Raw genomic sequence first — 14,804 nt, 5'->3', positions numbered from 1 at the left:
AGTCTGCACCCCCCGCCGCCCGCCCCGCGATGACGGCCACCGCGAAAAAGTTCGGCCGCGTGCCGTCCGCCGTCGCCCGGCTGGCGACCTCACCGGAACTGCTCAACGGATTCCTGAAGCTCAGCGCCATCTTCGAGACCACAACCCTGACGGCGCTGGAACGCGAAGTGCTGATCATGACCGTGGCGGCGCGCAACGAGTGCCACCTCTGCGTGGCGATGCACACGGCCACGCTGACCCGCCTGGACGCGCCGGCGGAACTCGTGGCGGCGCTGCGGGCGGAAGCCTCGCTGCCGGATCCGCGGCTGGAGGCGCTGCGCGTCTTCGTCCACGCGGTGATGGACACGCGCGGCGAGGCGCCGGCCGAAGCGCTGGAGGCGTTCACCGGCGCCGGTTACACGGAGCGGAACGCCTTGGAGGTGGTGCTGGGCATCGGGACGTACACGCTGTCGACGTACGCGAACCGCCTCACCCGCGCCCCGCTCGACGAGGTCTTCGCCGAGCACGCCTGGCACGCGGCCTGAGGCCGTGGGGCCACCCGGAGCAGGCGGCCCCACGGCCGGGAACTCAGCCCTTCGCCAGTGTGACGACCGTGGTGGTGTCGACCGAGACGTTGGTGTTGTAGTTCGGGTCGAGCGCGGTCGCCTGGGTGACGACCTCGGCCTGGCCCTTCTGGAACGGCGTGGTGCCCGTCGGGACCACGGTCGCCTTCCACGGCGCCGCCGTGCCCGGCGTGCAGGCGACCTGCACCGAGTAGGTGCCGCGGATGATGACGTTGCGCTTGACCTGCGTCGCCGCCCCGCTCAAGGTGACCTTGGCCGGGCCGGTGCATTCGACGGTGCCGTGCAGGTACGCGTTGCCGTTGAGCGTGCTCGCGGTGCCGTCGGTGGCCACCTCGAGCCCGATCGCCAGCTCCGCCGGGGCCGGCGGGTTCGCGATGTGCACCTCACCGCGCAGGGCGGCCGTGCCCCCTTCACAGTGCTGCTCGTAGGTGGCGTCGAGCGCCTGGACGTACCCGTGCGGCCCGAAGACGACGTTCTGCACGGTGAACGTCCCGGTCAGGGTGTTGCAGCCCCGGCCGTTGCCGCTCAGGTCCAGCCCCGGCGCGTTGGCCCCCTGGAACGGGTAACGCGTCGCCCCGTCGTAGGTGCCGGCGGTCAGGCCCGTGCCGCTGGGTGCGGCCAGGTCGAGCGTCCACCAGTCGCTGTTGAAGCCGCTGACGCTGACCGCGATGTGATTGCGGTCCTCCGACGCGTTGACTGTGAGCCGGTCCTTCGCTTCGGTGGAATAGGCGTAGGAACCGCCCCCGCTGATGTAGTCGCCTTCGTCCCCGCTGAACGACAGCGCTCCGGTGGCGACCGGCTGCGCCTGCGCCGGCACCGCCCCCAGGAGCACGGCGAGCACGGGCACCGCGACGACTACGGCTCGCTTCAAAAACCCTGAACCCTTCACAGGTTCCCCCTCAGGTGAGTTGGTCACTTGCCGACCTGCCTGTCGGCCGGACTGGATCACCCGTTACGCCCACGGAGCGGTTTTTGCTTTTTCGCACAACAAGATAGGGGTTCCGCGCGCGGATCTTGACAAAGCTTCCCGATCAGCGGGCACGACGAGCCGGCCGCAAAAACTTCCCGCGCCCGTGTCCGGTCCCCCGCCCCGGCTCCGACCTCCCGGCAAACGGACCACGGAGAAGGAGCCGAAATGGAGAAGCCGGCCGGACGGCGGGAGTGGCTGGGCCTGGCGGTGCTCGTGCTGCCCACCCTGCTCGTCGCGATGGACATGACCTCGCTGTTCCTCGCCTTGCCGCAACTGAGCGCGGACCTCGGCGCGAGCGGCACCGAGCAGTTGTGGATCACCGACAGCTACGGCTTCGTCGTCGCCGGGTTCGTCATCACCATGGGCACGCTCGGCGACCGGATCGGGCGACGGCGGCTGCTGCTCGCCGGCGGCGGGGCCTTCGGGCTCCTGTCGATCGTCGCCGCGTTCTCGACCAGCCCCGGCATGCTCATCGTCGTGCGCGGGGCGCTCGGCGTGGCCGGGGCGACGCTCATGCCGTCGACGCTCGCCCTGATCACGAACATGTTCCGCGACGCAAAGCAGCGCGGGAAGGCGATTTCGATCTGGGCCACCTGCCAGTTCGCGGGCGGCGCGGCCGGCCCGGTGTTCGCCGGCTTCCTGCTCCAGCACTTCTCGTGGGGCTCGGTGTTCCTGGTCGCCGTCCCGGCCGTCGCCGTGCTGCTCGTCGCGGGCCCGTTCCTGCTGCCGGAGTTCCGCGCGCCGGCGTCCGGGCGGCTGGACCTGCCCGGCGTGGCGCTCTCGCTGACCGCCGTGCTGCTGATCGTGTTCGGCCTCAAGCAGCTGGCCACCGGCTCGCTGGTCCTGCCGCTCGCGGCTATCGCCGCCGGGGCGCTGCTCGGCGCGGTCTTCGCCCGCCGCCAGCTGACGACGTCGTCGCCGCTGCTGGACCTGCGGCTGTTCCGGAATCGCCCGTTCACCGCGGTGCTGGTGGCGCTGGTGTTCGCCGGCGTCGCGATGGCCGGCGTCGGCCTGTTGGTGACGCAGTACCTCCAGAGCGTCCTCGGGCACTCGCCGCTCGTTTCGGCCCTGCTGTTCGCCCCGATGGGCCTCGGCGTGGCGGCGGGCACGATGACGGCGCCGGCGCTGACCCGCTGGATGTCCCCGGCCACGGCGATCGCGGGCGGTCTCGCGGTGTCGGCGGCGGGCAGCCTCCTGCTGGCGGTCACCGACGGCCTGGTCCCGGTCGTGCTGGGCATCACGGTGCTGACGCTGGGCACGGGCCCGCTGTTCGCCCTCGGCATCGGCCTGGTGCTGGGCTCGGTCCCGCCGGAACGCGCGGGTTCGGCGGCCTCGATGGCCGACACCGGCAACTACCTCGGCGGCTCGCTGGGCCTGGCCCTGATCGGCCTGACGGCGGCGGCGGTGTACCGCGGCGCCTTCCCGGCCGGCACGACGCTCGCGGTGGACATCACCCGGCCGGCGCTGGCGGAGCAGGCGAAGGCGGCGTTCACGACGGCGCTGAACGTGACGGGCGTGATCGCGGCGGTGCTGTTCGCGGGGCTGGCACTGCTGGTGACGACCATGCGCCGGACCGAGGCCGTCGACGCCGAGCCGGTCACGGCTCTGCCTGAAAATGCCAGATGACCAGCGCCGGAGCGCCCGCGTTGACGGCCTGTGCCGCTTCGGGCACCAGGCCGGCCAGGCTCCACGGCCACAGCTCCCACGGCCCCGGCGGCGGGACCGGGGCGGGCGGGTCACCGGCGGGCACGGGTGGTTCCTCGCAGCGCCGCACCTGCAGTCCCACGGCCAGCGCGGCACGCAGGTAGTCCCCGATCGGGTGGCGGTAGCTGCGCAGCCGGCCGGGCCGGCCGCCGGCACCGCGCACGGGCGGGATCGCGCCCTGCGCCACCCGTTCGGGGTGCATGTCGGCGATGACCAGGTGCCCGCCGGGCCGCAGCACCCGGGCGAACTCCGCCAGCACCGGCGCGAGCGCCGGGACGTGGGTCAGCGCCAAGCCGCACACGACCAGGTCGACCGCGGCGCCGACGACCGGGAGCCGGTGCAGGTCACCGAGCAGGAACTCGCCCCGCGGCACACGGGTGCGGGCCCGGGCGAGCATGTCGGGCGAGCCATCCACGCCGATCACCCGATGGCCCAGCCCGGCCAGGATCTCGGCGTAGCGACCGGTCCCGCAGGCGGCGTCGAGCGCCACCCCCGCCGGCAGCGCGCCGGCGATCTCCCCGACCGGAGGCTCGTCGAGGGTGAACGCCGAGTCGGGCCGGTCGTAGGTCGGTGCCCACAGCCGATAGCCGGTGACCGCATCGACCCGGTCGACTTCCACGGCCGCGTCGGCCAGTGTTTCGTCGGCGAGCACGCGGCGGATCTCCGCGATCCGGGCTTCCGTGAAGTCGCGGCCGAACTCGCCGGTGAACGCCCGCAGCAGCGCCAGGCCCTCGATGCCGAGCAGGTAGGCACGTGGGTCTTCGTGGCTCACCCGGCGGACGCTAGTGGTGCGGCCATCGGGTGATCCACCGAATTACGGCCCAACCGGAAGTGCCGGCCGGGCGTGGAGGGGTCGGCCGATCGCTTCGAGCGGCCGAAGAAACCTCAGGGAAGGAACCTTCATGCGCATCCTCCGATCACTGGTGGCCACCGCCGCGGTCGCCGGCGCCCTCTTGGGTGCGAGCGCCCCGGCCGAAGCGGCGAGCACGACCAACTGGCGGATCGAGTACGGCGCGAGTGTGACGGCGGGCACCATCTCCTGGACGGACGGGCGCTCGGCCTCCGTCGACGGCACCGTCCACGCGGTCAGCGGCTACCGCGAGACCTGCGTCTGGGGCGTCAACGGCACCAGCACCACCGCCGTCGCCTGCTACGGCGCCAACCCCGGGAAGGACCACCCCTTCTACCACGGCCTGACGATCGACAAGGTCGGCGGCGTCCAGCTCATCCACATCAGCTTCTACGACGCGGACAACCACAAACTGGGCCAGCGTGGCTGCACCCGGAACGGCTGCGTCGTCGAATGACCTCGCGGAGCTGACAACGGGGCCCTCGACGGCCCCGTTTTCGCTGGTGGGCGCAGCAGGGTTCGAACCTGCGACCGCTCGGGTGTAAGCCGAGTGCTCTTCCGCTGAGCTATGCGCCCTCACGGGGGCGGGCCGGTGCCGGACCGCCGCCGCGGGAGACTCAGGCTGCCAGTTCGGCCACGGCCTTCTTCCAGCCCTGCTGGTCGCGTGCGTCGCGGGGTCCGTTGACCTCGGCGAACCGGACGACGCCGGCCGTGTCGATCAGGAACGTGCCGCGGATCGCCAGGCCGGCTTCGGCGTTGAACACGCCGTACGCCTGGGCCACCTCGCCGTGCGGCCAGAAGTCCGAGAGCAGCGGGAACTGGTAGCCCTCCTTCTCGGCCCACGCCTTGAGCGAGAACGGCGTGTCGACCGAGACGCCCAGGACCTGGACGCCCTTGCCGTCGTAGTCCGCGAACTCGTCGCGGAGCTGGCAGAGCTCGCCGGTGCAGATGCCGCTGAACGCGAACGGGTAGAAGACCAGCAGCACCGGCTTGTCGCCCCGGAAGGACGACAGCTGGACCGGCTGCATGTTGTAGTCCTTGAGCGTGAAGTCGGGGGCCTCAGAACCGACCGCGACAGTCATACCAGCGTTTCCTCTCCCGAACGGACACGTGCCTGCGACGACAACCCTATCGTGTCCGTCCGGCGGGACTTGTTCAGCGCTGCTTCGACTTCGACTTCGGCGACACCAGGCGGGTGCCGATCCAGTTCGGGCCGACACTGATGTTGGCGGTCTGGGCCAGGCCGACGGCGGGCACCGCTTCGGCGATTTCGCTCGGCTCGACGTGCCCGGGCTGTCCCGTCTTGGGGGTGAGCACCCAGATCACGCCGGTCTCCTCCAGGGGGCCCCTGGCGTCGATGAGCGCGTCGCCCAGGTCGCCGTCGTCCTCGCGCCACCAGAGCAGCACCACGTCGATGACCTCGTCGGCGTCCTCGTCGAGGATGTCCCCGCCGATCTGCTCCTCGATCGCCGCGCGGACGTCGTCGTCGACGTCCTCGTCCCAGCCGATCTCCTGGACCACCATCTCGGGCTTGATGCCGAGCCTCTCGGCGACGCTGCTCTGATCAGCGTCTCCCGCGGCGACCACTGCTTTCACTCCTCCAACTGCGACGGAGTGCGGCGTCCCCAGCCCCTCGGAGGGTACGACGGCGCCACACTCGGCTACCCGGTTGCCGATAGCGAACACTGGTGAAGCTCCGCGCGCAACCGTCCACACCGGATCTTTGACAACTCGTGTCGCAGGATACGGCCCGCCACCGGCCGCCCGCGACGGCGTTTCGGGTGCCTGGCGCCCCCGCTCTGCCACCCCTCCGGGGGTCGTCCCCTAGGGTGGGGGAGAAGAAAACGCGCGCGCGATACACCGCGCGCAGGGAGTGGCTCGACCGGGTCGGCCCATGTTACCGCCAAGTAGCGGTGCGGAAGCCGGGACGGAAGACGACGATGGAGAGTCGTACACCCCCGCGTACGAGCACCACCGGCTACAACTTTTCGCAAGGAGACCCCTTGGCCCCGCAGAACGACGGCGCCTCCGGCAAGGAGACCCCGGCACGCGTACGCGTCATCCGTGACGGACTGGCGGCGCACCTGCCCGACATCGACCCGGAGGAGACCGCCGAGTGGCTGGACTCCTTCGACGAGGCTCTCGCGAGGGGCGGTCAGCAGCGGGCCCGGTACCTGATGCTGCGCATCCTCGAGCGCGCCCGGGAGCGGAACGTCGGCGTCCCGGCCCTGACCTCGACGGACTACGTCAACACGATCCCCACCGAGAACGAGCCCTGGTTCCCCGGTGACGAGGACATCGAGCGCCGCTACCGCGCCTGGATCCGCTGGAACGCCGCGATCATGGTGCACCGCGCGCAGCGTCCCGGCGTCGGCGTCGGCGGCCACATCTCGACCTACGCCTCCTCGGCCGCGCTCTACGAGGTGGGCTTCAACCACTTCTTCCGCGGCAAGGACCACTCCGGCGGCGGCGACCAGATCTACATCCAGGGCCACGCCTCCCCCGGCATCTACGCCCGCGCGTTCCTCGAAGGCCGCCTGCGCGAGTCGCAGCTCGACGGCTTCCGCCAGGAGTTCAGCCACGCCGGCGAGGGCGGCGGCCTGCCGTCGTACCCGCACCCGCGGCTGATGCCGGAGTTCTGGGAGAACCCGACGGTGTCGATGGGCCTCGGCCCGATGAACGCCATCTACCAGGCCCGGTTCAACCGCTACCTGCGCGACCGCGGCATCAAGAACACCGACGACCAGCACGTCTGGGCGTTCCTCGGCGACGGCGAGATGGACGAGGCCGAGTCGCGGGGTCTCATCCACGTGGCGGCCGGCGAGGGCCTCGACAACCTGACCTTCGTGATCAACTGCAACCTGCAGCGGCTCGACGGCCCGGTGCGCGGCAACGGCAAGATCATCCAGGAGCTGGAGTCGTACTTCCGCGGCGCCGGCTGGAACGTCATCAAGGTGATCTGGGGCCGCGAGTGGGACTCGCTGCTGCACGCCGACCGCGACGGCGCCCTGGTCAACCTGATGAACGTCACCCCCGACGGTGACTACCAGACGTACAAGGCCAACGACGGCGCCTTCGTCCGGGAGCACTTCTTCGGCCGCGACCCGCGGACGAAGGACCTGGTCAAGGACCTCTCCGACGCCGACATCTGGAACCTCAAGCGCGGCGGCCACGACTACCGCAAGGTGTACGCGGCGTACAAGTCGGCGCTGGAGCACCACGGCCAGCCGACGGTGATCCTCGCCCACACCATCAAGGGCTACGGCCTCGGCCCGGCGTTCGAGGGCCGCAACGCCACGCACCAGATGAAGAAGCTCACCCTCGACGACCTGAAGCTGTTCCGCGACTCGCAGCGGATCCCGATCAGCGACGAGGAGCTCGAGCGCAACCCGAAGCTGCCGCCGTACTACCACCCGGGCGCCGGCTCGCCCGAGATCGAGTACATGATCGGCCGCCGCAAGGCGCTCGGCGGGTTCCTGCCGGAACGCCGCCCCAAGGCCGCCAAGGCCCTGGTGCTGCCCGGCGACAAGGTCTACGAGGGCATCCGGAAGGGCTCCGGCAAGCAGGAGGTCGCCACCACGATGGCGTTCGTCCGGCTGGTCCGCGAGCTGGCGAAGGACTCCGAGATCGGCAAGCGCGTCGTCCCGATCATCCCGGACGAGGCCCGCACCTTCGGCCTCGACTCGATGTTCCCGACGGCCAAGATCTACAACCCGCACGGCCAGACCTACACGTCGGTCGACGCGAGCCTGATGCTGGCCTACAAGGAGTCCGAGAAGGGCCAGCTGCTGCACGAGGGCATCAACGAGGCCGGCTCGACGGCGTCGTTCACCGCCGTCGGCACGTCGTACGCGACGCACGGCGAGCCGATGATCCCGATCTACATCTTCTACTCGATGTTCGGGTTCCAGCGGACCGGTGACGGCCTGTACGCCGCCGCCGACCAGATGGCCCGCGGGTTCGTCCTCGGCGCCACCGCCGGCCGGACCACCCTGACGGGTGAGGGCCTGCAGCACGCGGACGGGCACTCGCTGCTGCTGGCGGCGACCAACCCGGCCGCGGTGGCCTACGACCCGGCGTGGTCGTTCGAGATCGCGCACATCATCAAGGACGGCCTGCGCCGGATGTACGGCGAGACCGGCCCGGACGGCAACGGCGAGAACGTCTTCTACTACATGACGATCTACAACGAGCCGTACCAGCAGCCCGCCGAGCCGGAGAACCTCGACGTCGACGGCCTGCTGAAGGGTCTGTACAAGTACGCCGACGCCCCCGCGGGCGAGGGCCCCGAGGTGCAGATCCTGGTCTCGGGCGTCACGATGCCGGACGCGCTGAAGGCGCAGCAGCTGCTGGCCGAGGAGTGGGGCGTGCGGGCCGCGGTGTGGTCGGCGACGTCGTGGACCGAGCTGCGGCGCGAGGCCGTCGAGATCGACCACGACAACCTGCTCTACCCGGGCAGCGAGCCGCGCGTGCCGTACGTCACCGAGGCGCTCGAGGGCGCGAACGGGCCGGTCGTGGCGGTGTCGGACTGGATGCGCGCGGTGCCGGACCTGATCCGCCCGTACGTCCCGACCGACATGCTGACGCTGGGCACGGACGGCTTCGGCTTCTCCGACACCCGGCCGGCGGCGCGGCGGAAGTTCCTGGTCGACGCCGAGTCGATCACCGTCGGGGCGCTGTCGATCCTGGCCAAGCGCGGCGAGGTCGACCAGGCGAAGGTCCTCGAAGCGGCCACGAAGTACCGGCTCGACGACATCGCGGCCGCCGGGCCGCAGACGTCGGATTCCGGGAACGCGTGACCTCCTGCTAGGTTCGGGACCCGGCAGACATCCGATGTCTGCCGGGTCCCGTGCACGTAGGGAGTTGATGAAGGTGACGAAGCGCCGGTTGCCCAAGCCGAGCGAGCTGCAGCAGATCCTGCGGCCGAAGCCGATCGTGCTGAACCCGACGGACCGGCGGCTGGCGAACGCGCACACCATCGCCGACCTGCGGATGATCGCCCGCAAGCGCACCCCGCGGGCGGCGTTCGACTACACCGACGGCGCGGCCGAGCTCGAGGACAGCCTGCTGCGGGCCCGGCAGGCGTACCGGCGCATCGAGTTCCACCCGAACGTGCTGCGCGGGGTGTCCGATGTGGACACCACCCGGGAGATCCTCGGGAGGACGTCGGCGCTGCCGTTCGCCTTCGCCCCCACCGGGTTCACCCGGATGATGCAGCACGAGGGCGAGGCCGCCGTCGGCCGCGTCGCCGAGCGCAACGGCATCCCGATGGGCCTGTCCACGATGGCGACGACGTCGATCGAGGATCTCGCCGAGGCCGCGCCCGGCGCGCGCAAGTGGTTCCAGCTCTACGTCTGGCGCGACCACGGCGCCGGTGAAGATCTGATGAATCGGGCGTGGGCCGCGGGCTACGACACGCTGATGCTGACCGTGGACACCCCGGTCGCGGGCGCCCGGCTGCGGGACGTCCGCAACGGCCTGACCATCCCGCCGGCGCTGACCCTCAAGACGTTCCTGGACGGGGCGACCCACCCGGCGTGGTGGTTCAACCTGCTCACCACCGAGCCGCTGACGTTCGCGTCGCTCAACCAGTTCGGCGGCACCGTGGCCGAGCTGCTGAACAAGCTGTTCGACCCGACGCTCAACTACGACGACCTCGACTGGGTCCGGCAGACCTGGCCGGGCAAGCTCGTGATCAAGGGCGTGCAGAACGTCGACGACGCCCGCGACGTCGTGAAGCACGGCGCGGACGCGGTGCTGCTCTCCAACCACGGCGGCCGCCAGCTCGACCGCGCCCCCACGCCCCTGGAACTGCTCCCGGCGGTGCTCGACGAGCTCCAGGGCAGCGCGGAGGTCTGGGTCGACACGGGCATCCTGTCCGGCGGCGACATCGTGGCCGCGATCGCCCGCGGCGCGGACGCCGTCCTGATCGGCCGTGCGTTCCTGTACGGCCTGATGGCCGGCGGCGAACGCGGTGTCCAGCGCTGCGTCGACATCCTGCGGACCGAACTGGTCCGCACGATGCAGCTGCTCGGCGTCCGGACCCTGAAGGACCTGACGCCGAGCCACGCCACCCTGCGTTAGACCTGCGCCTGGCCGCCGTCGACGAAGAACTCGACGCCGTTGACGAAGCTCGACTCCGCGGAGGCCAGGAACAGCGCCGCGGCCGCGATTTCCGAGGGATCCCCGAGACGGCCCAGCGGGACCTGCGCCACCAGGCCGTCGACCAGGTCCTGCTGCCCGTCCTCGTCCACCAGGCCCAGCAGGCCCGGCGTCCGCGTCGGGCCCGGGCTCAGGACGTTGACCCGCGTGCCGGTCCCGGCGAGGTCGAGGGCCCAGCTGCGGGCGAAGTTGCGCACCGCCGCCTTCGTCGCCGAGTAGACGCTGAAGGCGGAGCCGGGCCGCGTCGACGTCGTCGAGCCGGTGAGGATGATCGACGCGTTCGCGTTCAGCAGCGGCAACGCCTTCTGGACGGCGAACAGGACACCCTTGACGTTCGTGGCGAAGGTCGTGTCGAACTGCTCTTCGGTGATTTCGCCGAGCGGGGCGAAGACCCCGCCGCCGGAGTTGGCCACGACGACGTCGAGGCCGCGGCCCCGCTCCCCCACCACGCGGTAGAGCGCGTCGAGGTCGGCCAGGTTCGCCGAGTCCGCGCGGACGGCCGTGACGCCGTGGCCGATCTCGGCGACCGCGTCGTCGAGGGCTTCCTTGCGGCGTCCGGTGATGAACACGTGCGCGCCTTCGGCCGCGAAGCGCTTCGCGATGGCGAGCCCGATGCCGGTGCTGCCGCCGGTCACGACGGCGGTCTTGTTCTCCAGGTTCACGCTGCTCCTCCAGTTCTTGACTATCTCGTCCAGAACGTACGCCGTTCTGGACGAGATAGTCAAGAATGGGTATTCTGACCCCATGGCGAGACCCCGGAGCTTCGACGAGACAGCGGTCCTGCGCGCGGCCCGGGATCAATTCTGGGAACACGGTTACGCCGGCACGAAGGTCGACGACATCGCCGCCGCGACCGGCCTCGGCAAGGGCAGCCTGTACGGCGCCTTCGGCGACAAGCACGCGCTCTACCTGCGCGTCTACGACTACTACTGCGCCGAAGCGACCGACGGCGTACGACACCAGCTCGAAGGCCCCGACGACACCGCCCACCGGCGGCTGCGGGACCACGTGCGGGCCATCGCCGAGTCGGTCGTCGCCGACCGGGAGCGCCGCGGGTGCCTGATGGCCAAGGGCGCGGCCGAGTGCTCGGAGCACGACGAAGCCGTCGCGACCCGGACCGGGCAAGCGTTCCGCGCCCTGCAGGACTCCCTGACGGCGTGCATCGCGGGCGCGCAGCGCGCGGGCGACCTCGCCGCCGAGGCCGACCCCGCCCACCTCGCCGGGCTGGTGCTGGCCGTCCTGCGCGGGCTCGAAGCGCTGGGCAAGGGCGGCGTCGGACCGGACGAGATCCGCGCGATCGCCGAGACCGCCCTGGCCGTGCTGCCGAAGCCGTGAAGCACTGACTCATTGGGCCAACTGGTCTCAACTTCTTGACGGACCGCCTGGTTTGTGACGAAGATCTCGGACACCCGCCGAAAGGCCGTTTTCGCATCGTGGAAAACGGAGGTCGTCCGTGTTCGTCCAGGATCTGACTCCGCTGGGCTCGCTGGGCCTGTCCGCGCTGGTCGCCGTGCTGCCGCTCGCCACCGTCCTCGTGCTGCTCGGGGCCGTCCGGATGCGGGCGCACCACGCCGCCCTCATCGGCTTGCTCGTCGCCCTCGTCGTCGGCGTCGCCGCGTACGGGATGCCGGTCGTGCAGGCCGTCTCCGGGGCGCTCGAAGGCGCCGCGTTCGGGTTGTGGCCGATCATGTGGATCGTCGTCAACGCGCTGTGGATCTACCGGCTCACCGTGCGGACCGGGCACTTCGACGTCCTGCGCCGCTCGTTCGGCCGGATCTCCGACGACCCGCGCATCCAGGCCCTGATCATCGCCTTCTGCTTCGGCGCGCTGATGGAAGCCCTCGCCGGGTTCGGCGCGCCGGTCGCGATCAGCGCCGTGATGCTGGTGGCCGTCGGCTTCCACCCGGTCAAGGCCGCCGTCGTCGCGCTGGTCGCCAACACCGCGCCGGTCGCGTTCGGCGCCATGGGCACCCCGGTCGTCACCCTCGCCCAGGTCACCGGCCTGCCGCTGCAGGACGTCTCGTCGATCGTCGGGCGGCAGACGCCGCTGCTCGCGCTGGTCGTGCCGCTGCTGCTGGTGATCATCGTCGACGGCAAGCGCGGCCTGAAGGACACCTGGCTGCCCGCGCTCGTCTGCGGGGTCGCGTTCGGGCTCGTGCAGTTCCTCGCCTCGAACTACGTGTCCCCGCAGCTGGCCGACATCGGCGCGGCGCTGGCCGGTGCGGCCGCGCTGGTCGCCCTCCCCCAGACCCGGCGCCCGGTGCCCGAAGCCGTCCGGATCGGCACCGGCGGGACGGCGACCGCCGAAGCGCCGCCGGAGGACGCGCGCGGCGACGTCGTCAAGGCGTACCTGCCGTACCTGCTCATCATCGTGATCTTCTCGGTCGCCGTGCTGCCGCCGGTCAAGCGGCTGCTGGACAAGGCGACCTGGAAGTTCCACTGGCCCGGGCTGAACGTCGCCGGGCCGAACGGGAAACCGGTGTCCGGCAACACGTTCTCGCTGCCGTTCCTCAACACCGGCGGAACACTGGTGCTGCTGGCGGGCGTCATCACCGCGGCGCTGCTGGCCGTTTCGGCGAGCGACACCGCGCGGGAGTGGCTGGCGACGGTCAAGGAGCTGCGGTTCGCGATCCTCACCGTCACCGGCGTGCTCGCGCTGGCCTACGTGATGAACCTGTCCGGCCAGACGACCACGATCGGCACGTTCATCGCCGCCGCGGGCGCCGGGCTGGCGTTCCTCTCCCCGGTGCTGGGCTGGTTCGGCGTCGCCGTCTCGGGGTCCGACACCTCGGCGAACGCGCTGTTCGGCGCCCTGCAGGTGACCGCGGCGCACCAGACGGGCCTGCCGGCGGACCTGCTGGCCGCGGCGAACAGCTCCGGCGGCGTCCTCGGCAAGATGGTCTCGCCGCAGAACCTCACCATCGCCTGCGTGGCGGCGAACCTGCCCGGCGAGGAGGGGAAACTGCTGCGGAAGGTGCTGCCGTGGAGCGTCGGGCTGCTGCTGGTGATGTGCCTGATCGTCCTGGGTCAGAGCACGCCGGTGCTCAGCTGGATGCTGCCGTGACCCCGGGCCGGGCGGCGACGCGCTGGGCGGAGCGGTTCCAGCTCCACCAGCCGTGCACGACCAGGCCGGCGAAGACGATGTAGATCGCGGCGGAGAAGTAGAGGCCGGAGGAGATCTGCAGCGGGACGCCGATGGCGTCGACGGCCAGCCAGACCAGCCAGAACTCGACCAGCCCGAGCCCCTGCGCCCCGAAGGCGACGAGGGTGCCGACGAAGATCGCGGCGTCCGGCCAGGGCGCCCAGGACGCGTTCAGGGCGTCGAGGACCAGCGCCATCACGGTGGTGCCGACGGCGAAGGCGCCGATCATCGCGAGCCGTTCGGCGAGCCGGCCCTTGCGGACGACGACGCCGAACACCGGGTCCTGGCGGCGCGTCCAGGCCCACCAGCCGTAGACGGAGATGGCGAGGATGGCGACCTGCCGCGCGGCGAGCCCGCCGAGGTGCGCGGAGACGTAGACGGCGAACAGCAGCACGGTGGCCCCGACCTGCACCGGCCACGTCCACAGGGTGCGACGCTGCGCGAGGAACACGACGGCGAGCGCGAACACCTGCCCGGCGAGCTCCGCGATCGAAATCCACTGGCCGAGCACGGTGATCCCGTGGTGCAGCAGGAAGTCCACGTCACGCCCCTTTCGTCCTACCGCTCCCAACATGCTCGCCGGCGGGCGAATTCCCTAGGGAGTGTGAGGGGCGAGACATCCCATGGACTGGACGTCCCCGACGCGCAGCGTGCCGCCGCGCACGACCCGGGCGTGCACGCCGAGCGTCATGCCGTTCGCGCCGGTGATCGTCTTGAGCAGCCCGGGCGCGGCCGGGAGCCCGTCCCAGGGCAGGTCGACCATCACGCAGCGGACGGCTTTGCGCAGGATTTCCAGCTCGACCTCGCCGATCCGGACGTGCCGCCCCAGCCAGGCCTCTTCGGCGAGCTCCGGCGCCGGGCCGGTGTCGAGCAGGACGTTGGGCCGCAGCCGCCGCGCGTCGATCCCGGCGCCGGGAGCGCGCTCGGCCAGCCAGGCCAGCGACGACGTCGTCAGCAGGTGGACGGCGGCCTCGTCGTGGTGCGGAACGTCCGCTTCCTTCGCCAGGGCGACGCCGGGCCGGCCGAGGGCGGCCGCGATGTCGGCGTCACCCCGGGCGGTGCGGCCGTCCGGCAGGGTCACGACCGGGACGTCACCGTCGTAGCGAGCGGCGAAGGTGTTCAGGCCGGGCATCCGCCGGAAGCGGCGGGTGTTCTTGCCGCTGCCGAACTTGCCGTCCGGATCGCGGACCGCGTACAGGCGGTCGCCGTCGAGGCCGCGTTCGCCGACCTGCACCTCGGCCAGGCGTTCGCCCACCATCGACTTCACCGGATAGCGCCACAGCGCCGCAACGACCCCCATGCGGCGAGCGTAGCGACAGCCCGGCCCCAAGCGCCCCAATGTGGCGTTGGGTGCGTCCAACGCACCGAACGCCACATTGGGTGCGTCCAACGCACCGAACGCCACATTGGGGC

General features: G+C 71.2%; 14 protein-coding genes and 1 tRNA gene. 7 read left to right on the top strand and 8 right to left on the bottom strand.

Going from position 1 to position 14,804, the window contains the following annotated elements:
* The first annotated feature begins 29 nt into the window (after positions 1-29).
* Complete coding sequence (locus ACWEVN_RS25785) at positions 30-524, top strand: carboxymuconolactone decarboxylase family protein (RefSeq protein ID WP_449682851.1); 495 nt, start codon at positions 30-32, stop codon at positions 522-524.
* A 43-nt stretch (positions 525-567) separates the two neighbouring features.
* Here the strand turns inward: ACWEVN_RS25785 and ACWEVN_RS25780 are convergent, their stop codons facing one another.
* Positions 568-1,434, bottom strand: a complete 867-nt coding sequence (locus tag ACWEVN_RS25780) for a hypothetical protein (RefSeq protein ID WP_452053004.1) — start codon at positions 1,432-1,434, stop codon at positions 568-570.
* A 264-nt stretch (positions 1,435-1,698) separates the two neighbouring features.
* Here ACWEVN_RS25780 and ACWEVN_RS25775 point away from each other — a divergent pair, with 264 nt between their 5' ends.
* Positions 1,699-3,159 (top strand): MFS transporter, encoded by a 1,461-nt coding sequence (locus ACWEVN_RS25775; protein WP_452053003.1) that lies wholly within the window; start codon positions 1,699-1,701, stop codon positions 3,157-3,159.
* Here ACWEVN_RS25775 and ACWEVN_RS25770 read toward each other — a convergent pair.
* Positions 3,131-4,009, bottom strand: a complete 879-nt coding sequence (locus ACWEVN_RS25770) for a class I SAM-dependent methyltransferase (RefSeq protein WP_452053002.1) — start codon at positions 4,007-4,009, stop codon at positions 3,131-3,133. The genes ACWEVN_RS25775 and ACWEVN_RS25770 overlap by 29 nt on opposite strands.
* A 130-nt stretch (positions 4,010-4,139) precedes the next feature.
* Here ACWEVN_RS25770 and ACWEVN_RS25765 point away from each other — a divergent pair, with 130 nt between their 5' ends.
* Positions 4,140-4,544 carry a hypothetical protein gene (locus ACWEVN_RS25765; protein WP_449682832.1) on the top strand — a complete coding sequence of 135 codons (405 nt, stop codon included), beginning with the start codon at positions 4,140-4,142 and terminating at the stop codon, positions 4,542-4,544.
* 44 nt (positions 4,545-4,588) lie between these two features.
* Here ACWEVN_RS25765 and ACWEVN_RS25760 read toward each other — a convergent pair.
* The 3 genes from ACWEVN_RS25760 to ACWEVN_RS25750 form a co-directional block, all read right to left on the bottom strand.
* Positions 4,589-4,663, bottom strand: a tRNA-Val gene (locus ACWEVN_RS25760).
* A gap of 41 nt (positions 4,664-4,704) precedes the next feature.
* Complete coding sequence (locus ACWEVN_RS25755) at positions 4,705-5,169, bottom strand: peroxiredoxin (protein ID WP_452053001.1); 465 nt, start codon at positions 5,167-5,169, stop codon at positions 4,705-4,707.
* 73 nt (positions 5,170-5,242) lie between these two features.
* Positions 5,243-5,674: a DUF3052 domain-containing protein gene (locus tag ACWEVN_RS25750; RefSeq protein WP_003084504.1), complete on the bottom strand. Its 432-nt coding sequence runs from the start codon at positions 5,672-5,674 to the stop codon at positions 5,243-5,245.
* A gap of 416 nt (positions 5,675-6,090) precedes the next feature.
* Here ACWEVN_RS25750 and aceE point away from each other — a divergent pair, with 416 nt between their 5' ends.
* Together aceE and ACWEVN_RS25740 are read left to right on the top strand one after the other, a co-directional pair.
* Positions 6,091-8,886 (top strand): pyruvate dehydrogenase (acetyl-transferring), homodimeric type, encoded by a 2,796-nt coding sequence (gene aceE / locus ACWEVN_RS25745; RefSeq protein ID WP_452053000.1) that lies wholly within the window; start codon positions 6,091-6,093, stop codon positions 8,884-8,886.
* A 73-nt stretch (positions 8,887-8,959) separates the two neighbouring features.
* Positions 8,960-10,171 (top strand): alpha-hydroxy acid oxidase, encoded by a 1,212-nt coding sequence (locus ACWEVN_RS25740; protein WP_452053017.1) that lies wholly within the window; start codon positions 8,960-8,962, stop codon positions 10,169-10,171.
* Here ACWEVN_RS25740 and ACWEVN_RS25735 read toward each other — a convergent pair.
* Positions 10,168-10,911, bottom strand: a complete 744-nt coding sequence (locus ACWEVN_RS25735; protein ID WP_452052999.1) for an SDR family oxidoreductase — start codon at positions 10,909-10,911, stop codon at positions 10,168-10,170. The genes ACWEVN_RS25740 and ACWEVN_RS25735 overlap by 4 nt on opposite strands.
* Positions 10,912-10,993: 82 nt before the next feature.
* Here ACWEVN_RS25735 and ACWEVN_RS25730 point away from each other — a divergent pair, with 82 nt between their 5' ends.
* Both ACWEVN_RS25730 and ACWEVN_RS25725 read left to right on the top strand, forming a co-directional pair.
* The gene (locus tag ACWEVN_RS25730; protein ID WP_452052998.1) at positions 10,994-11,584 is read left to right on the top strand and encodes a TetR/AcrR family transcriptional regulator; all 591 of its coding nucleotides are present in this window, start codon (positions 10,994-10,996) and stop codon (positions 11,582-11,584) included.
* A 118-nt stretch (positions 11,585-11,702) separates the two neighbouring features.
* Complete coding sequence (locus tag ACWEVN_RS25725; RefSeq protein WP_449682826.1) at positions 11,703-13,313, top strand: L-lactate permease; 1,611 nt, start codon at positions 11,703-11,705, stop codon at positions 13,311-13,313.
* Here the strand turns inward: ACWEVN_RS25725 and ACWEVN_RS25720 are convergent.
* Both ACWEVN_RS25720 and ACWEVN_RS25715 read right to left on the bottom strand, forming a co-directional pair.
* On the bottom strand, positions 13,294-13,932 hold the full coding sequence (locus tag ACWEVN_RS25720) for a nicotinamide mononucleotide transporter family protein (protein ID WP_449679364.1): 639 nt from the start codon (positions 13,930-13,932) through the stop codon (positions 13,294-13,296). The two genes, ACWEVN_RS25725 and ACWEVN_RS25720, sit on opposite strands and share 20 nt — an antisense overlap.
* 54 nt (positions 13,933-13,986) lie before the next feature.
* Positions 13,987-14,691 (bottom strand): MOSC domain-containing protein, encoded by a 705-nt coding sequence (locus ACWEVN_RS25715; protein ID WP_452052997.1) that lies wholly within the window; start codon positions 14,689-14,691, stop codon positions 13,987-13,989.
* Between the last annotated feature and the right edge of the window lie 113 nt (positions 14,692-14,804).

The sequence above is a fragment of the Amycolatopsis sp. NPDC003861 genome (genome assembly GCF_053605405.1).
This window is presented reverse-complemented; position numbering and strand designations above follow the sequence as displayed.

Excerpts from the sequence above, each read along its gene's own strand:
- ACWEVN_RS25765 (WP_449682832.1), top strand. The coding sequence starts at position 4,140 with ATGCGCATCCTCCGATCACTGGTGGCCACCGCCGCGGTCGCCGGCGCC.
- ACWEVN_RS25785 (WP_449682851.1), top strand. The coding sequence starts at position 30 with ATGACGGCCACCGCGAAAAAGTTCGGCCGCGTGCCGTCCGCCGTCGCC.
- ACWEVN_RS25775 (WP_452053003.1), top strand. The coding sequence starts at position 1,699 with ATGGAGAAGCCGGCCGGACGGCGGGAGTGGCTGGGCCTGGCGGTGCTC.
- ACWEVN_RS25715 (WP_452052997.1), bottom strand. The coding sequence starts at position 14,691 with ATGGGGGTCGTTGCGGCGCTGTGGCGCTATCCGGTGAAGTCGATGGTG.
- ACWEVN_RS25755 (WP_452053001.1), bottom strand. The coding sequence starts at position 5,169 with ATGACTGTCGCGGTCGGTTCTGAGGCCCCCGACTTCACGCTCAAGGAC.
- ACWEVN_RS25730 (WP_452052998.1), top strand. The coding sequence starts at position 10,994 with ATGGCGAGACCCCGGAGCTTCGACGAGACAGCGGTCCTGCGCGCGGCC.